At 34.9% G+C, this 23,338-nt stretch carries 20 protein-coding genes; 15 read left to right on the forward strand and 5 right to left on the reverse strand.

Annotated elements, in window-relative coordinates; genetic code table 11:
- Positions 1–7: 7 nt before the first annotated feature.
- Positions 8–427, forward strand: coding sequence for an SRPBCC family protein (locus LPB88_RS06075; protein ID WP_230713563.1), 420 nt, complete (start codon positions 8–10; stop codon positions 425–427).
- Positions 428–545: 118 nt separating this feature from the next.
- Here the strand turns inward: LPB88_RS06075 and LPB88_RS06080 are convergent, their stop codons facing one another.
- On the reverse strand, positions 546–941 hold the full coding sequence (locus LPB88_RS06080) for a rhodanese-like domain-containing protein (RefSeq protein WP_230713565.1): 396 nt from the start codon (positions 939–941) through the stop codon (positions 546–548).
- Between the two features lie 146 nt (positions 942–1,087).
- On the opposite strand from LPB88_RS06080, the gene LPB88_RS06085 reads away from it, so the two are divergent.
- From LPB88_RS06085 to LPB88_RS06135, 11 genes are all read left to right on the forward strand, one after another.
- Positions 1,088–1,990, forward strand: a complete 903-nt coding sequence (locus LPB88_RS06085) for a LysR family transcriptional regulator (protein WP_230713567.1) — start codon at positions 1,088–1,090, stop codon at positions 1,988–1,990.
- Positions 1,975–2,424 (forward strand): GNAT family N-acetyltransferase, encoded by a 450-nt coding sequence (locus LPB88_RS06090; protein ID WP_230713570.1) that lies wholly within the window; start codon positions 1,975–1,977, stop codon positions 2,422–2,424. Before LPB88_RS06085 ends, LPB88_RS06090 begins: the two co-directional genes overlap by 16 nt.
- A 112-nt stretch (positions 2,425–2,536) precedes the next feature.
- Positions 2,537–3,355: an SDR family oxidoreductase gene (locus LPB88_RS06095; RefSeq protein ID WP_230713572.1), complete on the forward strand. Its 819-nt coding sequence runs from the start codon at positions 2,537–2,539 to the stop codon at positions 3,353–3,355.
- 197 nt (positions 3,356–3,552) lie between these two features.
- Positions 3,553–5,442 carry a DUF2207 domain-containing protein gene (locus LPB88_RS06100; RefSeq protein WP_230713573.1) on the forward strand — a complete coding sequence of 630 codons (1,890 nt, stop codon included), beginning with the start codon at positions 3,553–3,555 and terminating at the stop codon, positions 5,440–5,442.
- A gap of 115 nt (positions 5,443–5,557) precedes the next feature.
- The gene (locus LPB88_RS06105) at positions 5,558–6,034 is read left to right on the forward strand and encodes a methylated-DNA--[protein]-cysteine S-methyltransferase (protein ID WP_230713575.1); all 477 of its coding nucleotides are present in this window, start codon (positions 5,558–5,560) and stop codon (positions 6,032–6,034) included.
- Between the two features lie 226 nt (positions 6,035–6,260).
- Positions 6,261–6,974: a 3'-5' exonuclease gene (locus LPB88_RS06110; protein WP_230713577.1), complete on the forward strand. Its 714-nt coding sequence runs from the start codon at positions 6,261–6,263 to the stop codon at positions 6,972–6,974.
- Positions 6,975–7,130: 156 nt separating this feature from the next.
- Positions 7,131–8,204, forward strand: coding sequence for a winged helix DNA-binding domain-containing protein (locus LPB88_RS06115; protein WP_230713580.1), 1,074 nt, complete (start codon positions 7,131–7,133; stop codon positions 8,202–8,204).
- A gap of 112 nt (positions 8,205–8,316) precedes the next feature.
- A complete protein-coding gene (locus LPB88_RS06120) occupies positions 8,317–9,756 on the forward strand; it encodes a nucleoside recognition domain-containing protein (protein WP_230713592.1) in 1,440 nt (479 codons plus the stop codon).
- Between the two features lie 215 nt (positions 9,757–9,971).
- Entirely contained in the window at positions 9,972–10,433 is a 462-nt protein-coding gene (gene tnpA, locus LPB88_RS06125) for an IS200/IS605 family transposase (RefSeq protein ID WP_230713595.1), read from the forward strand.
- 65 nt (positions 10,434–10,498) lie between these two features.
- On the forward strand, positions 10,499–11,230 hold the full coding sequence (locus LPB88_RS06130) for a hypothetical protein (RefSeq protein ID WP_230713598.1): 732 nt from the start codon (positions 10,499–10,501) through the stop codon (positions 11,228–11,230).
- 77 nt (positions 11,231–11,307) lie between these two features.
- The gene (locus LPB88_RS06135) at positions 11,308–12,912 is read left to right on the forward strand and encodes a fumarate hydratase (RefSeq protein ID WP_230713601.1); all 1,605 of its coding nucleotides are present in this window, start codon (positions 11,308–11,310) and stop codon (positions 12,910–12,912) included.
- Positions 12,913–13,067: 155 nt separating this feature from the next.
- Here LPB88_RS06135 and LPB88_RS06140 read toward each other — a convergent pair whose 3' ends face one another.
- A complete protein-coding gene (locus tag LPB88_RS06140) occupies positions 13,068–13,565 on the reverse strand; it encodes a PAS domain-containing protein (protein ID WP_230713604.1) in 498 nt (165 codons plus the stop codon).
- A gap of 98 nt (positions 13,566–13,663) precedes the next feature.
- Positions 13,664–14,746 (reverse strand): DNA polymerase IV, encoded by a 1,083-nt coding sequence (gene dinB, locus LPB88_RS06145; RefSeq protein ID WP_230713614.1) that lies wholly within the window; start codon positions 14,744–14,746, stop codon positions 13,664–13,666.
- 140 nt (positions 14,747–14,886) lie between these two features.
- On the opposite strand from dinB, the gene LPB88_RS06150 reads away from it, so the two are divergent.
- Both LPB88_RS06150 and LPB88_RS06155 read left to right on the forward strand, forming a co-directional pair.
- Positions 14,887–15,621: a metallophosphoesterase family protein gene (locus LPB88_RS06150; RefSeq protein WP_230713616.1), complete on the forward strand. Its 735-nt coding sequence runs from the start codon at positions 14,887–14,889 to the stop codon at positions 15,619–15,621.
- Between the two features lie 52 nt (positions 15,622–15,673).
- On the forward strand, positions 15,674–16,201 hold the full coding sequence (locus LPB88_RS06155; protein ID WP_230713617.1) for a DUF6646 family protein: 528 nt from the start codon (positions 15,674–15,676) through the stop codon (positions 16,199–16,201).
- Positions 16,202–16,302: 101 nt separating this feature from the next.
- Here the strand turns inward: LPB88_RS06155 and LPB88_RS06160 are convergent, their stop codons facing one another.
- Positions 16,303–17,190, reverse strand: coding sequence for an S-adenosyl-l-methionine hydroxide adenosyltransferase family protein (locus tag LPB88_RS06160; RefSeq protein WP_230713620.1), 888 nt, complete (start codon positions 17,188–17,190; stop codon positions 16,303–16,305).
- A 214-nt stretch (positions 17,191–17,404) separates the two neighbouring features.
- Here LPB88_RS06160 and LPB88_RS06165 point away from each other — a divergent pair, with 214 nt between their 5' ends.
- Positions 17,405–20,059 carry a TonB-dependent receptor gene (locus tag LPB88_RS06165; RefSeq protein ID WP_230713623.1) on the forward strand — a complete coding sequence of 885 codons (2,655 nt, stop codon included), beginning with the start codon at positions 17,405–17,407 and terminating at the stop codon, positions 20,057–20,059.
- A gap of 316 nt (positions 20,060–20,375) precedes the next feature.
- On the opposite strand, the gene LPB88_RS06170 is transcribed toward LPB88_RS06165, so the two are convergent.
- Positions 20,376–23,159: a M4 family metallopeptidase gene (locus tag LPB88_RS06170; RefSeq protein WP_230713626.1), complete on the reverse strand. Its 2,784-nt coding sequence runs from the start codon at positions 23,157–23,159 to the stop codon at positions 20,376–20,378.
- Positions 23,160–23,338 lie beyond the last annotated feature (179 nt).

Raw genomic sequence — 23,338 nt, forward strand, 5'->3', positions numbered from 1 at the left:
ACTTGTTATGGCAACAAATATTTCTACAATCCATCTAAATGCGCCTATAGAAAAAGTTTGGAACACATTGACACAACCAGAATTGGTCAAACAATGGCAATACGGAAGCGATTTAATTACAGACTGGAAAGTTGGTAACGAAATCAGATTTAGAAATGAATGGGAAGGCCAGGTTTTTGAACAATGGGGAACGGTTTTAGAAGTTACTCCGAATCAGAAAATCAAGTATTCTTTGTTTTTCCCAAGACCAGAACTTGAAGATAAACCGGAGAATTATTTCATAATGAGTTACATTTTATCTGAAGAAAATCAGAAAGTAAAACTAGAAATTATTCAGGAAGACAATCGTCCCGGCGCAGTTCAGGAAGCTCCGCAAGGCGAAGAAAATCCAATTCTTCAAGGTTTAAAAGCTTTGATCGAATCTTAAAATTAGGCTTAAAGGTTCAAAGGCACAAAGGTTTAAAAAAGCACTATTTTTATAGTGCTTTTTGTTTTTTAGAATACCTTGAAAACCTTTGTAACTTTGAACCTTTGTACCTAGAAAATTAACAGGCACATTCAATTTTCAAACCTGCTTTTACACCGTTTGTTCCTTCGGTAGCATAACCGTCAAACTTCCACCACTCTATTCCGCCAATTAGTTCTTTTACTTTAAAACCAAGTTTCGCCATATTCAATGCGCCTCTTGTCGAGGCATTACAGCCAATTCCATCACAATAAGTAACGTATAAAACTTCTTTATCCAAGTGTTTTGTGGTTTCGATCGTCATTTCACGATGAGGAATATTAATCGCTGTCGGAATATGTTCTGCCTCAAATCCAAAAGCTTTTCTGGCATCAATAACAATTACCTTTTCTCCATTATTCAAAGCATCAAATAAATCAGACGGATCCATTTCGAAGGCTAGTTTATTCTCATAATGTTTAATTTGTACTTCCATTTTTTTATAGTTTTAATGATTTCGTTGATTCAAAAGTACTCCAACACCTCTTTCCATAAAAACGAAAAGAATTCATCACTTTGATTACTTTTTTTCATAGAAAAGCCATTCCTAAATTTCGTTACTTTGTATATAAATCCTCAAAAATGGAAATCCGTCATTTAAAATTAATAAAAGCAATTGTCGAAGAAGGAAGCATAACCAAAGCGATTGACAAATTGCATTTGACACAATCGGCTTTGAGTCATCAACTTAAAGAAGCCGAATACCAATTGGGAACTCCCATTTTCTTGAGAACAAACAAAAAACTGGTTTTGACAAAAGCAGGCGACAAAATCTATGAACTTGCCAATGAAATTCTGGACAAACTATCTCAAACACAATCGCAAATCAAGCAAATGGTTTATGGCGAGCATGGCGAAATCAGAATTAGTACCGAATGTTATTCGAGTTATCATTGGTTGCCGCCGGTTTTAAAACAATTCCATAATTTGTACCCAAATGTAGAATTGAAAATCATAACCGAAGCCACACATATTCCGTTACAAAAATTACTAGAAAACACAATCGATATTGCCATCATAAGCGATCAGATCAAAGACAACAACATCAAATACATTGAGCTTTTTCAGGACGAAGTAGTTATGGCGGTTTCTGAAAATCACGCTTGGGCGGATAAAAAATACGTTGTTGCCGAAGATTTTATCAACGAACATTTACTGATTCATTCCCTTCCGATGGAAACCGTGACGATTCATCAATTTGTTTTGGCTCCAGCCAAAGTAACTCCCAAAAAGATCACTCCTCTTCCGTTGACTGAAGCGTCTCTGGAAATGGTAAAAGCCGATATGGGCGTAATGTCTATGGCGAAATGGGCATTGTTACCACATTTGAAAAACAACCCGATAAAAGCCATTAAAATTGGTAAAAACGGATTAAAAAGAAAACACTTTATCGCCATTAGAGAAAACGAGCAATATCCCGACTATTTTCATCATTTTATAACCTTTTTACAAAACGAAATCAATCTGCAATGGAATATTCAATAAGAAACTGCGAAGTATCTGATCTACCAAAACTCGTTGTTTTATGCCAAAAACATGCTGAATACGAAAAAGCAGCTTATTCTCCGGAAGGAAAAGAAGAAGGTTTAAAGAAAGCTTTGTTTGACGAAAATCCAAAACTACATTGTTTGGTAGTTGCCACAAAAGAGACAATTGTAGGTTACGTTTCTTATACTTTTGATTTTTCGACTTGGAATGCAGCAACTTTTATCTACATGGATTGTTTGTTTCTGGAAGAAGAAACGAGAGGTCTTGGAATTGGTGAAATTCTAATCGAAAAACTAAAACAAATTGGAACGGAGAAAAACTGCGTCAACATACAATGGCAAACACCGGAATTTAACGAAAGGGCCATAAAATTCTACAACAGAATTGGCGGAAAAGGAAAAGATAAAGTTCGCTTTACGCTAGATTTGTAAAAGTCAATGCTTAAAATTTAATCTCGCAAAGGCTCGAAGTCGTGAAGAAAAAGACATAGTTTTAACCTTTGTCACTCTGAACCTCTGTACCTTTGAACCTTCAAAATAAAAAATGACACAAATAAGTATTTTAGGCTGCGGATGGCTGGGTTTACCTTTGGCGAAAAGCTTAATCGCAAAAAAGCGTTATTCAGTAAACGGATCTACCACTTCTGAAAATAAACTTTCTATTCTTAAAAACGCCGGTATAAATTCATTTTTAGTGGCGCTTGAAAGCGAAAGTGTTTCTGAAAGTATAACTTCTTTTTTAGCTAAAAGCGAAATCCTAATTATTGACATTCCACCAAAATTGAGAGGAAATAACGATGATACTTCCCGAAAGGTTTTCGTAGAGAAAATTCAAAATCTAATTGCGTTTATAGAAAAATCAACCGTAAAAAAAGTACTTTTTGTAAGTTCAACTGCGGTTTATGGCAATGAAAACGGAATTATTACCGAAGAAACTATTCCGAATCCTGAAACAGAAAGCAGTAAACAATTACTTTTAGCGGAAGCGATTCTTCAAAAAAATAAAAACTTCGAAACTACAATTTTACGCTTCGGTGGATTAATTGGCGAAGATCGTCATCCGGTTAAACATTTAGCAGGAAAGGAAAACCTTGAAAACCCAGACGCTCCAGTAAATTTAATTCATCAAAATGATTGCATCAGAATCATCGAAATGATCATTAATCAATCAAAATGGAATGAAGTTTTTAATGCCGTTGCGCCTTTTCACCCAAGTCGGCAGGAATATTATACGCAACAAGCAAAGGAACTGAACTTAGTTTTACCAAAATTCAGTCTTGAAAAATCGAATATCAAAAAGACTATTTCAAACGAAAAAATAGAAACCAGTTTAAATTACCAATTTAGGTTAGAGAATTATTAAACCATATAAGTGATATAAGTTCCAAACCGCAAAGCTTTGTGATCTCCAAAGTAAAACGCAATAACAACAAACTTTGCAGACTTTGCGTAAAACCTTTGCGAACTTTGCGTTAAAAAGATAAAACTTAAATTCACTTACATAACTTACATGGATTAGAAACAAAATCCTTATTTTCACTCCGCAAAATAACTTCTTTCATGATAAGACATTTCAGGTTTCTATTCACTCTCGGTTTAGTATTACTTTCATTTTCCCAATGTTTTAGTCAAACTGATTCAACACTTACAGAGGAACATGAACGTACGGAAAGAATAAAACAATTTCATGCTGACATTCTTATTAAGGAAAACGGAAACATTGTTGTTACCGAAACTATTACCGTTTATGCCGCACAACAAGAAATAGATCACGGTATCTTTCGTCAACTTCCGATGAAAAACTATTCCTCGAAAGTCTCCAGAAATAATTTTTATACAATCTTGAATGTTACCAAAGACTGGATCAAAGAACCTTATCACACAGATATAGATGGCGAAAATTTCAAGATTTATATTGGCGATAAAGACATTTCTCTTAGCGAAGGAACTTACACCTACAAACTAACTTACGAAGTCGAAGCACAAATACATTCTTATGACAATTTTGACGAAGTTTATTGGAATGTAACAGGGAATTATTGGCAGTTTGATATCGAAAATGTATCTGCAAAAGTAATCTTACCAAGCGGAACATCGGCATTACAAACTCATTGTTATACTGGCATTTTAGGATCGAAGCAAAGTGAATGTGATTCAAAAATTGGAGGAACTTCGGTTTATTTTACTTCAAAAAATCTAAAAAAAGAAGAAGGTTTTACTGTAGCAGTTGGATTTCCAAAGGGAATTGTTTATCAGCCCTTCTTTTTGCCTCATTATAAAATAGAAGAATTTGTTTCTGCAGAAAAATTATTCCTCGGACTTCTAGCCGTTTCAATTTGCTTGCTTTTTTATTATTTTTCATGGAAAAAGTATGGCGAAGATCCTTTAATTTCAAATGAAAGCAATCAATTCATTGATATAAAAAATCACCATACCGCAACTTCACTGCTATATATTAAAGAAAGATATTCTAACTCAAAAACACTTCTGGTTGCAATAATTAGCCTTTCGATTAAGGTTGCAATAGAAATTACCGGTAATGGATTTCAAACCTGGAGAGAGGAATTCGAGTATTATCTGGTAAAAGGCTCAAAAACCACAAATTTAGCACCAGAAGAAAATGCTGTTTTAGATGTTTTTTTTAAGGAAAGTGACACTTTTGCTATCAATTCTAAATCTTACACTATTTTTAGCCAAGCAGAGAAAATGCTTGAGAAATCACTTAAGAATCAGCACAATTTAAAAGATTACTTTTTAAGCAATCTCAAACAAATTTTAATAGCATCAATAATTACAATTATAACAATTGTTACTTACAGTTACTTAACAGTGGGCACAGCTTTGATCTTTGTTGTTATTGGTTTTACATCCCTAAATCTTACTGCAATATTGCTTATAGTAATTATAAAATCATTTATAAAAAGACAATTTTCTGTAGCATTTCCATGTATGATTGTAGCCATTTTTCCAGCAGCTTTTACTTTTGCATCTTTTTTCGCCATAAATGTCGACAAAAACTATTCGGCTCTAAATGCACTAGTTATATTTTTAATCGTTACAGGTTTTACAATATTTCTTAGCCTAATTAATTCTTATACTAAACTGGGACTTGTTACTAAAATTCAAATTGAAAAATTCAAACAGCACTTACTAAATTATCCTGTAGAACAAAGTACTAACATTATAAGCGCTTACGAAGAAAATCTGCCATACGCTTTTGCATTGGGCATTGAAGAAGAATGGAATCTAAAGTTTTCGGATGCCTTAAAAAGTTTAAATTACACCAGCAACTGGATCAAAACCAGCGATGGTTCTGTTGGCTTTTCGTATCAAAATATAACTCATTTTTATGACACTTATACTTCATCTTCGAGTTCTTCCAGTAGTGGAAGTTCTGGCGGTGGAAGTTCCGGAGGCGGAGGTGGTGGCGGTGGAGGCGGTGGCTGGTAGAATTAACATAAAACTTAAATTTACTTACATCACTTATACGGTTTAAATAAAATTGCGAACTTTGCGTATCCCGATAGTTATCGGGATTGCATTCTTTGCGGTTAAAACTAAAACTATGGAAACAGCTTATATCGATTCGCCTTTAGGAATAACCAAAATCGTTGGAGATGAAGATGGTGTTTCTGTAATTTCTGTTTCTGATGTTGGAACAAATGAGATTTCGCAGGAAATTCCAGAAGTTTTAAAAGAAGCCGTTTTGCAACTTCAGGAATATTTCGATAAAAAAAGAACCGATTTCAGCTTCAAACTAAACCCAAAAGGCACCGAATTTCAGCAGAAAGTATGGAAATCACTGTTAGAAATTCCATACGGAAAAACGATAAGCTACATGGACCAGACTAAAAAACTGGGCGATGTAAAAGCGATTCGTGCTGTTGCATCAGCAAATGGTAAAAATCCGTTATGGATTGTAGTTCCTTGTCATCGTGTGATTGGCACAAATGGATCTTTAACCGGTTATGCCGGAGGTTTACCACGCAAAAAATGGCTGCTTGAACATGAGAACCCAACAACACAACAAAGTTTGTTTTAAAAAAGTTAGCCACGAATTTCACTAATTTTCACTAATTTCTATTTTATTCGTCTGATAAATCTTAATTCGTGTTAATTTGTGAAATTGCTTCGTCTGTTCCGTATCGTTGAAAAAAACCTTAGAGCCCACTTTAAAATATAGGTTATTTCTTATATTAAAATTAAATTATTGTATATTTATCTCCAATAGAATTAGTGCTAATTTGTGCATTTCGTGGCAAAAAATTATGATTGAAAAAATAAACCTCAACAACATTTTGTTTCTGGATATAGAAACCGTTCCTGAAGAAGAGAATTTTAATTCGCTTGACGCGGAAATGCAATCGCTTTGGGATCATAAAACGCAATATCAAAGAAAAGACGATTTTACACCAGAAGAATTTTACGATCGTGCCGGAATTTGGGCTGAATTTGGAAAGATAATCTGTATTTCGGTTGGATATTTCACGATTAAAGGCGATGTCAGAAATTTTCGTGTAACATCGTTCTTTGGAGATGAAAAGAAGATTCTTCGTGACTTCAATAATTTACTGAACAATCACTTCAATCAGCCTCAACATCTTTTATGCGGACATAACGCAAAGGAATTTGATATTCCGTTTATTGCCAGAAGAATGATCATTAACCAAATTGCGATTCCGGACAAACTGAATTTATTTGGAAAAAAACCTTGGGAAATTGCACATTTGGATACTTTAGAATTATGGAAGTTTGGCGATTATAAACACTTTACGTCTTTAAAATTACTGACAAAGATTCTCGGAGTTCCATCGCCAAAAGGCGATATCGACGGAAGTCAGGTTGGCTACGTGTATTATGTCGAAAAAGATATCGACCGAATTATAACCTATTGCGAAAAAGATACAATCGCCGTAGCGCAGGTTTTCCTTCGTTTACGTAGGGAAGATTTATTGATTGACGATGAAATTATTCATGTTTAATTAAAGGGACAAAGGCTCAAAGTAACAAAGGTGCAAAGTATAAAATGAACTTATATAACTTATATGGTTTGAGTTTTAGTTGCAAAGGTTCAAAGTTACAGAGGCACAAAGCTAAAATGGACTTATTTAACTTATATGGTTTAATTTTTTTAGAAAATGACACATCCGGAAATCTCACATTATAGACTGGCTTCGCAAAAGCTTTATAAAACAACTCCATGTTCACCACAAGAAATTGTACAGCATTTGGGTGCCATGCAAGCACAAGATTATGCGATGGCAAAATGGGCGATTGGTTCTCGTTGTGATTCTTCTGAAAAAGAAATTGAAGAAGCTATAAATTCAGCCAAAATTATTAGAACTCATATTTTAAGACCAACCTGGCATTTTGTTGCTTCCGATGATATTTATTGGATGCTGGATCTTTCGGCACCACAGGTCAAACGATTTACTGCTTCGGCCGGTAAAAAATATGGTTATGATGAAAAGAAATTTGATCAGGTTAATACTAAAATCGAAAAACTACTAACAGGCAATAATCATTTGACACGTGACGAAATCATGCAGGAACTCAACATCAAAAAAAGTTCAAGCGAAGATTTTTTGAGCGCGGCCATTATGATGAATGCCGAATTGGATGGATTGGTCTGTAATGGAAAAATGAAAGGAAAACAAATCACTTATGCCTTACTCGAAGAAAGAGTTTCTAAACCAAAATTCAAATTAACGAAAGAAGAAGCGCTTTCAAAATTGGCCAAACGATACTTCGAAAGCCACGGCCCTGCTACACTCACTGACTTTTCGTGGTGGTCAGGTTTCCCGCCAACCACGTGCAAACTAGCCATTAACGCAATGGAGTTGCAATTGAATTCTATTGAGATTGAAAACCAGACGTATTGGTTTGGAAATAATATCATTAAAGATTCCGACTTCCGCGAAAGCGTACATTTTCTTCCCGCTTTTGATGAGATCTTGATTTCGTATAAAACTCGAGAAGCTTCTATTTTATCAGAACATCAATCGAAAGCTTTTACCAATAATGGAATCTTCAAACCTATTATTCTCGAAAACGGAAAAGTAATTGGAATCTGGAAAAGAACCATTAAAAAAGATCACGCTAAAATAGAAACGCAGTTTTTTCATGAAACTGAAAGTCATAAAAAAGCAATTCTGTTTGAAGGGATTAAAGCTTTTGAAAACTACCTCGAAACAAAAATTGTTATCGAATAAATCCGTTTTTCGCGAAAACATTCCATTTTCTGATAAATTCTTCGGGTTTCATCGGCAAATTCTTTGTGCATTTTATTGCTAAATAATTACATTTACAAAAAAAAACAGCGCTATGGTATTAAGTAGATTTTGGTTAACTATTTTTATTTCGTCGATTATCTTTGTTATAATCAGCTTGTTTACTGCCAATACTTATACCATTGATTATGTTTTGAATGGAAAAAAAGACGATCCGATCCTGGTTTCAGAAAAATATGCGGAACAACTTCCCGCTTTTATCAAAGACAGCATCAAAAAAGCACCGGATCAAACAATGATCATCAATCGTGACACACTTAATCCCGATACAACGTATGTTTATAAAAACAAAACTGTAAAAATTTATAGCGGAGTTCAAAAATCAGACGGTTTATTACCAACCTGTAAAACAACTTTACTGGATTTAATTTTACCATTAATGGCGTATTTGGCCTTTTTCTGTGGATTGATGGAACTTTTAATCATTTCTGGAGTTTCCGGAAAATTAGCCAAAGCCTTGAGTCCGGTTTTTGTAAAAGTGTTTCCTAGTATCCCAAAAAATCATCCTTCAATATCGTATATGACCCTAAACTTTGCCGCTAATTTCTTAGGATTAGATTCTGCTGCAACTCCGTTTGGTCTAAAAGCAATGGAAAGTTTACAAGAAATAAACCCCGATAAAGACAAAGCAAGTGATGCACAAATTATGTTTATGTGTCTTCATGCTTCAGGTTTAACTTTAATCGCAACTTCGATTATTGGATATCGTGCTGCAGCAAATGCAAGTAACCCGGCTGATGTAATGCTTCCGTGTATTATAACTTCTTTTATTGGTACAATTGCAGCGTTTCTAATTGTTGGAATCAAACAAAAAATCAATTTTAAAAGTGCTTCACTTATTATCGCCTTAATGGTATTAATCGCCGCCATTGTTGGTTTGTTGATGTATGTAAACCATTTGGACTTAATTGGGAAAAATTATTTCACTTCTAACCTTTCAGGATTAATATTAATCGGAATTATTGTAGCCACGCTGATTTTCTCCTTCATACACGAAAAGAAATTTACCGATGCAAACACTACCGTTTTTGATGCTTTCGTAGTTGGAGCAAATAATGGAGTTAAAACAGGTGTTACCATTTTTCCTTATGTTTTAGGAATGTTAGTTGCTATTTCGCTATTCAGAAATAGTGGTTTGTTTGAAATCATTAGTGATGGTATTGCTTTTGTTTTCTCCAATATGGGTGTTAACAAACAAATCACCGATGCTTTACCGGTTGCAATGCTTAGACCTTTTAGTTCGGCAGGATCAAGAGGATTTTTAATTGACTCTATGAATACTTTTGGCGCAGATTCCTTAACAGGAAGACTGAGCAGTATTTTTCAATGTAGTGCCGAAAGTACTTTTTATGTAATTGCTGTTTACTTTGGTTCTGTTAACATTAAAAATACACGATACGCTTTAGGCACAATGCTTTTGGTTGACGTAATTTGTGTAATTACAGCGATTTTTGTGGCGACGTGGTTTTTTTAAAATATGATTATTTGCAAACGCTATTATTAAAATGGACTGAAGTCCAGCCCTACAATATGAGGCGAGCCGATGGCTCTTTTTAAAGTTCCGGAGAAACGATTTATATTGTAGGGCCGGATTTTAATCCGGTTTAAAAGATATAAATGAACGGGATTAATATTTGTAAGATTTTTTTGTATCATTGTAAGAATTTAAATCGTTGCAATAAATATAAAATGTCAAATACATATCATCAAGTTTACATTCAGGCAGTTTTTGCTGTGAAATATAGAGGAGCACTTATTAATAATGAATGCAAATCTAAAATATTAAGTGTAATTGGAAATTTAATAAATGAAACAGGTTGTAAAACCATTATAGTAAATGGAACAGAAGATCATGTACATTGTCTTTTAGGTCTTAAACCCACCATTTCTATTTCAGAATTAATGAGAATTGTAAAAGGAAAATCATCAAGATTTATAAATGATCATCAATTGACAAAATACAAATTCGAATGGCAAGAAGGTTACGGCGTTTTCTCTTATAGTAAATCTCATATTGATGCCGTATATAAATACATTGCCAATCAAGAAGCACATCACAAAAAACAAAATTTCAAAGATGAGTATTCTTCTCTTTTAAACAAATACAATGTTGAATTTGATAAAAGATGTGTGTTTGAAAATTTAATATAACCAATATCTTTATATAAACTGGACTTCAGTCCAGTTTAAATTAAACAAACAAATACCACACATAAATGAAACCACAATACCTTTTCTTTTTATTAATCTTAATTGGTTGTCAAAAACCAAAACCAGAACAACAAATAACAAGTACAACGCCTGAAAACAAAACACAAACCGAAACTGTTGTTGAAGAAAAATTCTTAAAAACCGATACCATATCGATTTCAGAAGGCGAAGAAAACGCCGCAAATAATTATATTCTGGCACATCTTGTAGATCAGAAAGCAGATAAAGACAGTATTGTCACAGCAAAATATCAACTTGATTTTTATCAGAATAAAACCAAAACTGCTTCTTCAAAGATTACAATTAAAGGAACTGATAAAGGATCTGAATGGGGAGCTTCTTTCGGATTGACTTCAGCTATGGCTACTACCAAAAACTCTTCGCTTATTCAAATTAGTTTTGGATATCCAGCCTGCGGTTATACGCAAACTAACTATTTGTATTATTTGAAAAATAGCAATTTACAACTCGTTCATCAATGGGATTCTATGACGGATAGTGGTTGGGGAAGTTGGGTCGAATTCGAAAATCCTTCGGCGAAAGCAAATCCGGAATCTTTTTATTGCAAAACGGTTTCTTTTGAACCGGAAGATAACGATGAAAATATGGGAACTGTCACACATTCAGATTCGATTGTTTTTCGCTTAAGCGGAAATAGATACAAAAAAGAGCTTCTTTCGGCAAAAGACAAGACTTATTTCGAGAAAAAAATGAGTTTTGATGACTTTCATAAATAAGAATAAACATCTAAAAACTGTCCTTATTCAAATTCTTTCTTCGGTAAATAATTTCTAACTTTGTAAAAAACAAAGCAATGATTGATTTTATATACCAAGACCCTTATCCTATTTTAAAGGATGATACGCAATACCGCAAGATTACTTCTGATTTTGTGAAAGTAGAGCAATTTGGAGAACGCGAAGTTTTAACCGTTGATCCAAAAGGACTAGAATTATTGGCTGAAGAAGCCTTAACAGATGTTTCGTTCATGTTAAGAACAACACATTTGCAAAAACTACGTAACATTCTTGACGATCCTGAAGCGACAGACAATGATCGTTTTGTGGCTTATAACCTGCTTCAAAATGCTTCGGTTGCTGCCGAAGGTCAGTTACCAAGCTGTCAGGACACCGGAACTGCTATTGTTATGGCCAAAAAAGGTGAAAGCATCTTTACAGGCGTTGATGATGCTGAATGGTTGAGCAGAGGAATTTTCAACACGTACCAAAAACGTAATTTGCGTTACTCACAAATTGTTCCGATTTCGATGTTTGAAGAAAAGAATTCAGGTTCGAATCTTCCGGCGCAAATTGATATTTATGCTAAAAAAGGAACTTCTTATGAATTCTTGTTTATGGCAAAAGGTGGTGGATCTGCTAATAAAACGTATTTATACCAACAAACGAAGTCTTTATTGAATGAAAAATCTATGGATGCTTTCGTTCGTGCAAAAATCAAAGATTTAGGAACTTCGGCTTGCCCACCTTACCACTTGGCTTTAGTAATTGGAGGAACTTCTGCGGAAGCAAATCTAAGTGCAGTTAAAAAAGCTTCTGCCGGATATTATGATCATTTGCCTACTTCTGGAAATATGGCTGGTCAGGCTTTTCGTGATATCGAATGGGAGGCAAAAGTTCAGAAAATTTGTCAGGAAAGTGCAATTGGTGCTCAGTTTGGAGGAAAATATTTCACGCATGACGTTCGTGTAATTCGTTTGCCGCGTCACGCAGCTTCTTGTCCGGTTGGATTAGGTGTTTCATGTTCTGCAGATAGAAACATCAAAGGAAAAATTACCAAAGACGGAATCTTCGTTGAACAATTAGAAGTAAACCCAAAACAATTTTTACCAGAAACAGCGCCACATTTAGAAGCTCCTGTAGAAATTGATCTGAATATGCCAATGGCTGATATTTTGGCTAAATTGAGTCAATATCCAATAAAAACTCGTTTGAAATTAAACGGAACCGTAATTGTTGCCCGTGATATTGCTCATGCAAAAATCATGGAACTATTGGAAGCCGGAAAACCAATGCCGGAATACTTTAAAAATCATCCTGTGTATTATGCCGGACCAGCAAAAACTCCTGAAGGAATGGCTTCTGGAAGTTTTGGACCAACAACTGCCGGACGTATGGACGTTTATGTTGATGAATTCCAGAAACATGGTGGAAGTATGATTATGCTTGCAAAAGGAAATCGTACCAAACAGGTTACAGATGCTTGTCATAAATATGGCGGATTCTACTTGGGTTCTATTGGTGGTCCTGCGGCAATTTTGGCTCAGGATAATATCTTAAAAGTCGAAGTTGTTGATTTTGAAGAATTAGGAATGGAAGCGGTTAGAAAAATCACCGTTAAAGACTTCCCTGCTTTTATTATTACAGATGATAAAGGAAATGATTTCTTTGAAAATCTCTAAGGATCGGAGTTAGCCACAAAGGCACTAAGACACGAATTTTATTATATACAAAAACCGCCTTTTGGGCGGTTTTTCTGTTTTTATTAAATTATAAAAGCAAAAATTTTCTTTGTGTCTTCGTGCCTTTGTGGCAAAACCTCCTTTGCGGCTAATCTTTATGCGCTTAAATCTTTTTCGAAAGCTATAAAATGTGTCAATTTTCCTTTTACATTGAAAACCGGTGAAGCATTAATTTTACATTTATACATTCGGCCATCTTTTTTATAGTTCTGAATTGTTTTTTCAAACGGAATCTGCAATTTAATTGCTTCTCTCATTTCTTCGAGAGCAGTTTTACAAGTCATTGGCCCCTGAAACATTCTTGGTGTTTTCCCCAGAACTTCCTCTTCTTTATAACCAGTCATACATTTGATCTTATTCGAAGCAAAAATAATTTTTAGGTCCAGATCAGTAACTAACACAACTTCGTCCTGAATTCTGTCTTTAATATCCAGATTAACGTCATTCCAGGCAAATTGATCCGAAATCTTTTTTACTTTCTTCAAATCAGTCAAAACAGCCTTCAATTCTCTTAAATATTCACAATGAAATTCCCATGCCATAATAGGCAGAGAATGATGATTTGAAGCCACTTCAAATTTATTAGCTTTCATTATAAATGATTTAATGTTAGTGTGTCCTCTCTCAAAGATAGAGAGAAAATTCGTCACAAAAGCATAAAAATTTATAATTTAATGATAGATTAATCAAATTAGAAGGCAAATTTAAGCTGTACAACAACCGCTTTCTTTTCTTCGGTATTAAGATTACTCAAAGAAATTCCGAGCAATCGAACCGAGTCTCTCATACGTTCCTGATACAAAAGCTCTTCTACTATTTCAATAATCAGGCTTTTATCTGAAATAAAATAAGGCAATGTTTTGCTTCTGGTTTGTTGGGTAAAGTCGCTGTATTTAATTTTAAGCGTTACGGTTTTTCCGGATATATTATGCTTTTTTAATCGTTTTTCTAATGAAACAGCAATTCTGTCCAGTTGTTCCAACATAAAAATTTCCGAAGATAAATTCACATCAAAAGTATGTTCCGCCGCGACCGATTTAGTAATACGATCTGATTTTACCTCGCTATTATGAATTCCGCGAACTACTTTATAATAAAACGCGCCGGATTTCCCGAAATGCTTCTCCAGAAATTCCTCTGTTTTACTTTTTAGATCTGTTCCTGTAAAAATTCCTAATTGGTACATTTTTTCCGTCGTCACTTTTCCAACTCCGTAAAACTTTCTGATAGGCAATTCTTCTAAAAAAGCTTCGACTTCATCTGGATTTACCGTCTTCTGACCATTAGGTTTATTGACATCGCTGGCAATTTTGGCTACAAATTTATTAATCGAAATTCCTGCTGAAGCTGAAATTCCGACTTCATTTAAAATTCGCATTCTGATTTCCTGTGCCAATAAACTCGCGCTTGGGTTTCCTTTTTTATTATGGGTTACGTCAAGATAAGCCTCGTCAAGCGAAAGTGGCTCAACCAAATCTGTATAATCGTGAAAGATTTCATGAATTTTATTCGAAATCTCTTTGTACCGATCAAATCTCGGACGAACAAAAATGATTTCAGGACAATACTTTTTAGCCAAAACTCCACTTATGGCACTTCGGACACCGAATTTTCTGGCTTCGTAACTTGCCGCCGAAACTACTCCTCTATTTTCTGAACCACCAACAGCAATGGGTTTCCCGCGTAAAGCCGGATTATCCATCTGCTCTACCGAAGCATAAAAAGCATCCATGTCAATATGGATAATTTTTCGATATGTAGGCGCATCTGACATTATGCAAATTTAAACAGTAAAAACAATAAAAAGAACGTCGCTATAGTTATAAATCGTATCAATTTTTAAAGATTCTCAACTTAATGATCTCAAACAAATCATTTTCTTTATTTTTGTACTTCTACAAGAAATAAAATAAAATGCGAACATTTGTTATAGGCGACATACACGGTGGATTACTCGCCCTTGAGCAAGTGATGAAAAGAGCCCAAATTACTACTGAAGATACTCTTATATTTTTAGGCGATTATGTCGATGGATGGAGCCAGTCGCCGCAAGTAATTGATTTTCTGATTGACTTAAAAAGCAAGCAGAACTGTATTTGCATTAAAGGAAATCATGATGATCTATTGTTGTCCTGGTTTAGAAATGAAACCGAAGAAATTGACGAAACTTCGTGGTACAAACATGGTGGCGAAGCAACGGTATTGGCGTACCAAAAAGTAAGTGAAGAAACAATCAAAATTCATATTGCGTTTTTAGAATCACTGGAAGATTATTATCTGGACGAAGAAAACCGTCTATATATTCATGCTGGTTTTACAAACGTTAATGGTATAACTTACGAATATTTCCCAAAATTATTCTTCTGGGACAGAACACTATGGGAAACTGCACTTTCATTAGATCCAAATCTAAAAGAAGGCGATATGTTTTATCCTAAACGATTTACCTTATACAAAGAAATCTTTATTGGTCACACCCCTGTAACCCGAATTGGTGAAACAGTTCCGGTACAAAAAGCTAATGTTTGGAATGTAGATACCGGCGCAGCCTTTAGAGGTCCGTTGACAATGATGAATGTCGAAACCAAAGAATTCTGGCAAAGCGAACCGTTAAATGAGTTGTATTTTGACGAAAAAGGTAGGAATTAATCTATAAAAAACTATTTTTGCACTTTAAAAAAAATAATTAATATTTAAGTTTATGAAAAAGATCATCACACTTTTGTTTTTAGCATCATTTGGATTTACACAAGCACAACAGGCTTTTAAAGGAAAAGGAGATATTAAAGTTAACGTAGGCGCTAATCTTCAGGATGGTGGCTCAGGAATTCAAGGATCAGTTGATTTTGGTTTAGGAGAAAATTTCTCTTTTGGTTTTGTTGCTAATTATTTATTAGGCGTTGATAATTTTAATGGTTTCTATCACAATAACCCAACTCCATATTATGATGCGACACCAGATTTTAGTGAGCGTTTTGATGCTAAAGCAAGAATTAATGCTAATTTAAGCAGCGTTATTGGCGTTGAGCAATTAGACGTTTATCCTGGTTTAAGTTTAGGTTTGCATAATTTTGGTGGTCACGTTGGTGGTCGTTATTTCTTTACTGACGGATTTGGTGTTTTCACAGAAATCGGATTCCCAATCGCAAAATATGGCAACAATAATGATGTATTCGATCATTTAAATAATCAAACTACTTTTAGTTTAGGAGCTTCTTTTAATTTGTAAAAAAGGCTTTTTGCCACAAAGACACGAAGTCACAAAGTTTTATAAAAACAAAAACCGCCTCAATATGGGCGGTTTTTTATTTTTATGTTCAAAGTGGTAAACTACTTGCTAAGCAAAATGCTCCAATCTGCTCCGCTGTAGACTTTATATTTTTGAGAGAAACTGCCTTGGTTTACTGCCAATGAAAAATTCAAAAGGCTATTAAGGTAACAAACGTCAGTACCAACCGGAACTTCCCCGAAAGTGTGTACAAATTTTAATTTCCCGTCATATACTTTTTTAGCTCCGTTGAAAATTTGGATTTTAACCACATCTCCCGCTTTCAAATCTAAATTAGCAAATATCTTATTGTCCACATTTGTCCAAACATTTCCGTATTGAATGTCTAAAATTGGAATTCCACCTTTGATGATTCCTTTTTCAAAAACCGGTTTTTGATATTCTATTTTTACTACTTCATTTGGTAATTTTTGTCCAACTTCTTCAAAAGTAATTGTTTTAGATGCTAAACGAGCTCCTGTAAAAGCATACACATCACGACCGTGAAACGTATAAGATTCATTTGAATTCTGGCGACGGTTTTTTACTTCATCAATTTCACGAACTTCACGAATTCCTAATTGTTCTGCGATTAAAGTTAAAGTTCCATTATCCGGAGTCACAAAATAATGTCCAGATTTAGTCAATAAAACAACTGAATGTCTTGAAGTTCCAACTCCAGGATCACAAACCGAAACAAAAACAGTTCCTGCCGGATAGTATTGAGCCGTTTGCGACAAACGGTATGCAGCTTCCCAAATATTAAATGCCGGGATTTCATGTGTTACATCAAATATTTTCAAATCGGTCGAAACTCCCATCGCAACTCCTTTCATAGCAGATACTGCCCCATCTTTCAAACCAAAATCTGATTGAAAAACCAATACGTTATTTTGCGAAAATCCATTAAATGTAATAGCACACAAAAAAAGTAATAATCGTAATTTCATTTTTTATCTTTTTAAATTTTACGCAAAGATATTTCATTAAACTTGAAAATTGACACCATGAACTTAGAAAAAACAAGATTTTATAAATCGATTTTGATTATTTACAATTACATTTGCATTTTATTCATTAGTCTATATAAATACTAGACAAATACTTTTCATTTATTCTATTTGAAGGGTAATTTTTACATCATATTCAAAACCAAATTCAGCAATGAGAAAAAAACTAAAAATTGTCTTAACCGCAATTCTCACCTTATCAAGCACTTTGTTTTTTGCACAAAACCACGAGATAAAAGGAACGATTACAAATGAAAGTGGGAATCCGCTAGAATTTGCTACTATTCTTATCAAAGGAACTCGAACTAATGCAACAAGTGATGCTTTAGGGAAATTTACCGTAACAGCTACAACAAATAACCCAACACTTATCATATCGCTATTTGGCTATCAAACTAAAGAAGTCGTGGCAAAAGATCATTTTGTAGACATTCAATTGGCTCTGGAAAACAATAGTCTTGACGAAATTGTGGTTGTTGGAAGCAGAAATCCCAAGAAAAGCAAACTTGAAACTGCTGTTCCTGTCGATGTTGTAAACTTGGCAAAAATCAGAAATATAACGCCGCAGACAACGACAAATGATATCTTGACGTATATGATTCCGTCTTTTAACTCCAACAGACAATCGTCAGCTGACGGAACAGAACATATTGATCCGGCTTCTTTGAGAGGTTTGGGTCCTGATCAGGTTTTGGTTTTGGTAAACGGAAAGAGAAGACATACAACCTCATTAGTAAATTACCAAAATACGGTTGGAAACGGATCTGTTGGTACAGATTTAAGTGCAATTCCGGCTTCATCAATCAAACGAATTGAAGTTTTACGCGATGGTGCGGCAGCACAATACGGTTCTGATGCGATTGCAGGTGTAATCAATTTGGTTTTAAAAGACAATGCTGGTCTTGAAGCTAATGTAACTTATGGCTCAACATCAAGAGATGACGGTCAGACTACGAATGTGAACTTAAACTACGGTACAAAAATTGGCAATAAAGGCGGCTTCATCAACTTAACGGGAGAATTCAATAACCGTGAAAAGACCAATCGCTCTCAAAACAACAACCTGATTATCTTTGATCAGTCTGCAGAAGGCAATTTCTTTGCTTATGATTTTGCCGATGATCCAGCGCAATCACGACAAATTGATGATAATTTATTAGCACAAAACGGATTAAAACGTGATGATTTCAATTTTCAGATTGGAGATGCTAAAATCCAAAATATTCAGGGTTTCTTCAATGCATCAATTCCATTAAACGATCAAATTGAGTTTTATGCTTTTGGAGGCGTGAGTCACAGAGAAGGAACTGGATATGGTTTTAGACGTTTACCAAGCGAAACAGAGAATGTCGTAGCTTCTATATTCCCTTTCGGATTTCAGCCGGAATTAAACTCTGTTGTGACAGATCTTTCATCTTCAGTTGGTTTTAAATTTAAGTTTGGAGAATGGAAACTGGATGTGAGTAATACTATCGGGGAGAATAAATTTATATATGAAGTATCAAATACAAATAATGTTTCTTTGGGCGATAATAGCCCGACTGATTTTAAAGCAGGAAATCACTCTTTCTTGCAAAACACTGTAAATGCTGATATTACAAGATTATACAAAGATGTTTTTAACGGTCTGAATGTGGCTTTTGGAGGTGAATATCGCTTCGAAAAATACAAAATTGTTCCCGGCGAAGAAGATTCTTATATCGACGGCGGAGCACAATCGTTCCCTGGATTTTCTCCTTTGAATGCTGTTAACGAAAACAGAAACAGTGTTGGCGTTTATGCTGATGTTGAGGCTGATGTTACAGACAAATTATTAATTGGAGTTGCTGGTCGTTACGAGGATTTCACTGATTTTGGAAATACCCTTAACGGGAAATTATCTGCCAGATATAAAATCTTAGACAACCTTTTTGTTCGTGGAGCAATTAGCTCGGGTTTTAGAGCGCCTTCATTACACCAGCAATTCTTCAATAATATCGCAACAGATGTTGTTGACGGACAACTTTTGAATTCTGGTATTTTTAGAAATGATAGTCAAGTAGCGAAAGAACTTGGAATTCCGAAATTAAAAGAAGAAACTTCAAGAAACTATAGTTTTGGTATTGTTTATTCTCCAACAAAAAAACTACACATTACAGCTGATTATTATCACATTAGAATTGACAATAGAATCATCTTGACTGGAAACTTAGGAAATGACGCTTACGGAGAACCTGTTCCGGCGCTTCGTGATTTGTTTGCTCAATACGGTGCTCAAACGGGTCGTTTCTTTACTAATGCTATCAACACAACTACAAACGGTGTTGATGTTGTTATTGATTATGATATGAATGTTGGTCAGGGAAAAATGAATCTTTCGTTATTGTATAATTATAACAACAATGATGTAGACGACCAATTGAATAATATTCCGCCATTGTTTATTGGTCAGGAAGATGTTTATTACGGACCTCAGGAAAGAAGTTTGATCGAAACAAATACACCTAAACATAAAGGAACTTTTGCTGTGAACTATAGTTTAACGAAATGGAATTTCTTATTGAGAAATACTTATTTTGGAGAGGTAATTCGTGACGGTTTCCCTTTTGGAGGAATCCAGAAACACAATGGAAAAGTAGTCACAGATTTGACTGTCGCTTACAAAATAACGCCAAAAATTCAGATTGCTTTGGGCGCAAACAATTTATTTGACATTTTCCCGAACAAACAAATCTATGAAAACAGTTATTATGGGGTGTTTAAATATGCGCCGGTACAAATGGGAACTACTGGGGCTTATTACTTTGGTCGTATGAGTTTTAGTTTGTAGCATTCTTTTGCCAAGAAGGCGCTAAGACACAAAGTTTATTTTTTTAATCTCGCTAAGTCGCAGAATCGCAAAGTTTTGTTTAAATAGCTAAACGTACTGTTTGTCAATTTCGACGAAGGAGAAATCCTCGCAAGTAACTCCGCAACGAGAATCCAATCTTTGTCGAGCTTCTCGCGAGGATTTCTCCTTCGTCGAAATGACATAAAATGAGAAAAACTTTACGACTCTGCGACTTTGCGAGATTAATTTTAACTAAAATCTCCATAAAAAAAGCCTCGCAAATTGCGAGGCTTTTCATTTTTACTAATTCAATTTATTATTTTTTCACGAATTTCTTCACGATTCTTTTGTCACCTTTGTTTAATTCGATGATATAAACTCCTGTACTCAAATTGCTTACATCAACTAGATTTCCAGAAAGTTGGCCTGCTCTAAGTTGCTGACCTAATGTATTTATAATTCTAAAAGTATAACCTTCACTGTTTGCGAATGAAACGTTCAATTCGCCTTCAACCGGATTTGGATATAAAGCAAAACTTGAAGTTTCAACCGTTTCAACTAATCCTGCAGTAATTTCCTCATTTACAATTCCTCCTGAAGCAGTTATGTTGATAGAATAATCTTCTACTTGTCCATAAGAGAACGACTCACAAGATGTTGGAGTTCCATTGTATTTCATCGAAACTCTAACTCTTGTTGTTCCAAGAGTTGCAGTTGCAGGAATTGTGATTGTTCCTGTTACCGGAGTTGTAGTTGATGTTGCTTTTGTCCAAACTGTCTCGCCTGAATCTGCAAAATCACCATCTTGATTGTAATCAATAAAAACAGCATATCCTTCGCTATAAACAGTTGAAGTCCAAGTTGGTGTAATTGTGATCGTATAAGCTGTTCCTCTTGTTGCGTTTGTAGAGATAGCAGTATAGTTTTCATAACCCGTTGTTCCTGTCGAAGTATTATTGATTGTTCCTAAAACAACTTTACCAATTCTTTCATCTGCAGTGTTATTTCCTTGCGATGTACAATATGTTACGGTTGTAGCAGTTGTAGTAACATTTACAGCATTACTTGCAGCCGAAACATTTCCTGCAGCATCTTTAGCTTTTACTGTAAAAGTATATGCTGTTAAAGCTGTTAATCCGGTTACTGTGTATGATGTTGTTGTAGAAGAACCTTTTAATGTTGCTCCTTGGTAAATATCATATCCAGTTACGGCTACATTATCTGTAGAAGCTGTCCAGGTCAAATTAGTTGTTGTTCCTGTTGTTCCGGCAGCGGCAAGAGCAGTTGGAGCGCTTGGAGCAACAGTATCAGATGATCCTACGTATGCAGCACCAACACCCACAGCATAAAATGCATTTGTTGTTGCAATAACTTCAGCAGAACCTGCACCGTATAAATCAATAGCCGATTGTATTCCTGATGTTCTGGCATTAGCATAAGTTGAGTTAGCTGTTAAATATACGCTCTCTAAACGATAAGCAATTTTTGCCGCTTTGTCGATCGTGATACCTGTTACGTTGTAGGCATTTCCAATATCATTTGTTCCTGTTTTCCCAACAGACAAGATATAAAACCAGTGATTTAATACCCCTGAGTTTGTGTGAACCCCACATTGGTCATTATTATTTGTTGGCGTACAATTTACATTTACCCAATAAGTTCCTCCGTAAGTATCCGGTTGTCCTTCAGCATTTGGATCACTCATAGAACGCAAAGCAACATGCCCGCTTCTTCTTTCGATATCTTCACCTACTAACCAAGTCGATTTTGTTGGTGCAGCACGATATTCAATACAAGCTCCCCAAATATCAGAGAATGCTTCGTTCATCGCCCCTGATTCTTTCTGGTATGCTAAATTTGCAGTATAAGTACAAACAGCATGACCAATTTCGTGTCCGGCAACATCCATTGCAGTCAGGATATCAAATCCGCCTGTTCCGCTTCCGTCACCGTAAGTCATAACACTTCCGTTCCAAAACGCGTTGTTATTGCTTGAATACCCGGCAGCGATCAAATTATAGTGAACATAACTTTTGATTTTTGCTCCCGCATTGTCATAACTGTTTCTTCCGTGTACAGCTGACCAGTAATCATAAGTCATTTCGGCTCCCCAATGTGCATCAAGTGCTCCGTTGTCTTTGTTTGTGTTATTATATTCTGCTGCTGTCCAGTTATTATCCGCATCAGTAAAATTAGTTGTTGGATAAGTAGCAGTTCTTGCAGAATTATAAGTTTGAATTCCGTTTCCGCGAGTAACATCAGATAAAATATATGAAGATCCGCTTAAACTCGTTTGAATAGTTTGAGTTCCGCTATAACGTGTCGCTGCTGTTGCTGCAACAAACGCCGCTTTTGAAAACTCACTATTTTTTTGTTCTTTGGCTGTAGCCGAATTTAATCTGCCATGACTATTTTCGCCAAGATGTTTGATTGTTGCATTATAAAATAACGCTTCTCCGGTTTGAGCATCGATATAAAGATCACCACGGCTTAATGGTTTTGTGGCATAAATATCAAACTTATAGGCCAAACGCACTTTATCGCTTTTTCTTTCCTGCCCTTGATTTTCCATTGCAGGAAGTAAAACAAGTTCTCCTTCTGGTTTTTTATAATCCATTACAGCAGCATCTGCCGGAGTTTCCCATAAGTATTGTTGTGCTCCTGTGTATGCAACTGCCTTATCAAAAGCATCCTGACTTGATAATTTTGGAGTTGTTTTGACATTTTCAAGAGCATAAAACTCTCCATTCATCGAAACTACTTTTCCGTTTTTAGAATGTATAGAGTAATTAGCAAATTCAACTTTAACTCCTTGTTCATACAATTGAAACTTTTCATGTGTAAAACCTTCTTTATCTGATTCTTTTTTAATTTTCGAAAAAGACTGGTTTTCTTTTAAACCTAATTGTTCTCTAAAAACAGTATTGTAATCTGTTTCCTTGTAAGTAGATTTTTCACTAAAAGTGATTAAACTCGGCTGTCCGTTTTCGGATACGCTTTTCTGACTTACTCGTTTGTCGGTATTCTGAGCAAATCCGGATAGCGAAAATGTAAGAATAGCAACGGTTCCTGCCATAATTTTTGGTAGTTTTCTTTCCATAATAAATGTGGTATTTGAGTTTGGTTAAATGGATTACAAACAAAATATTTAATGTAAGTAAATACTTTATTTTGAGATAAAAGTATTTTATTTATGTTAGATAATCGATGAAATTTACCTTTAATCGATAAAATGCAACATTTTTTACTTAAAATTCACATTTATTTAACAAACCGTGA

Source organism: Flavobacterium sp. JAS, from assembly GCF_020991455.1.
GTDB lineage: Bacteria > Bacteroidota > Bacteroidia > Flavobacteriales > Flavobacteriaceae > Flavobacterium.

Excerpts from the sequence above, each read along its gene's own strand:
- LPB88_RS06075 (WP_230713563.1), top strand. The coding sequence starts at position 8 with ATGGCAACAAATATTTCTACAATCCATCTAAATGCGCCTATAGAAAAA.
- LPB88_RS06080 (WP_230713565.1), bottom strand. The coding sequence starts at position 941 with ATGGAAGTACAAATTAAACATTATGAGAATAAACTAGCCTTCGAAATG.
- LPB88_RS06085 (WP_230713567.1), top strand. The coding sequence starts at position 1,088 with ATGGAAATCCGTCATTTAAAATTAATAAAAGCAATTGTCGAAGAAGGA.
- LPB88_RS06090 (WP_230713570.1), top strand. The coding sequence starts at position 1,975 with ATGGAATATTCAATAAGAAACTGCGAAGTATCTGATCTACCAAAACTC.
- LPB88_RS06095 (WP_230713572.1), top strand. The coding sequence starts at position 2,537 with ATGACACAAATAAGTATTTTAGGCTGCGGATGGCTGGGTTTACCTTTG.
- LPB88_RS06100 (WP_230713573.1), top strand. The coding sequence starts at position 3,553 with ATGATAAGACATTTCAGGTTTCTATTCACTCTCGGTTTAGTATTACTT.
- LPB88_RS06105 (WP_230713575.1), top strand. The coding sequence starts at position 5,558 with ATGGAAACAGCTTATATCGATTCGCCTTTAGGAATAACCAAAATCGTT.
- LPB88_RS06110 (WP_230713577.1), top strand. The coding sequence starts at position 6,261 with ATGATTGAAAAAATAAACCTCAACAACATTTTGTTTCTGGATATAGAA.
- LPB88_RS06115 (WP_230713580.1), top strand. The coding sequence starts at position 7,131 with ATGACACATCCGGAAATCTCACATTATAGACTGGCTTCGCAAAAGCTT.
- LPB88_RS06120 (WP_230713592.1), top strand. The coding sequence starts at position 8,317 with ATGGTATTAAGTAGATTTTGGTTAACTATTTTTATTTCGTCGATTATC.
- tnpA (WP_230713595.1), top strand. The coding sequence starts at position 9,972 with ATGTCAAATACATATCATCAAGTTTACATTCAGGCAGTTTTTGCTGTG.
- LPB88_RS06130 (WP_230713598.1), top strand. The coding sequence starts at position 10,499 with ATGAAACCACAATACCTTTTCTTTTTATTAATCTTAATTGGTTGTCAA.
- LPB88_RS06135 (WP_230713601.1), top strand. The coding sequence starts at position 11,308 with ATGATTGATTTTATATACCAAGACCCTTATCCTATTTTAAAGGATGAT.
- LPB88_RS06140 (WP_230713604.1), bottom strand. The coding sequence starts at position 13,565 with ATGAAAGCTAATAAATTTGAAGTGGCTTCAAATCATCATTCTCTGCCT.
- dinB (WP_230713614.1), bottom strand. The coding sequence starts at position 14,746 with ATGTCAGATGCGCCTACATATCGAAAAATTATCCATATTGACATGGAT.
- LPB88_RS06150 (WP_230713616.1), top strand. The coding sequence starts at position 14,887 with ATGCGAACATTTGTTATAGGCGACATACACGGTGGATTACTCGCCCTT.
- LPB88_RS06155 (WP_230713617.1), top strand. The coding sequence starts at position 15,674 with ATGAAAAAGATCATCACACTTTTGTTTTTAGCATCATTTGGATTTACA.
- LPB88_RS06160 (WP_230713620.1), bottom strand. The coding sequence starts at position 17,190 with ATGAAATTACGATTATTACTTTTTTTGTGTGCTATTACATTTAATGGA.
- LPB88_RS06165 (WP_230713623.1), top strand. The coding sequence starts at position 17,405 with ATGAGAAAAAAACTAAAAATTGTCTTAACCGCAATTCTCACCTTATCA.
- LPB88_RS06170 (WP_230713626.1), bottom strand. The coding sequence starts at position 23,159 with ATGGAAAGAAAACTACCAAAAATTATGGCAGGAACCGTTGCTATTCTT.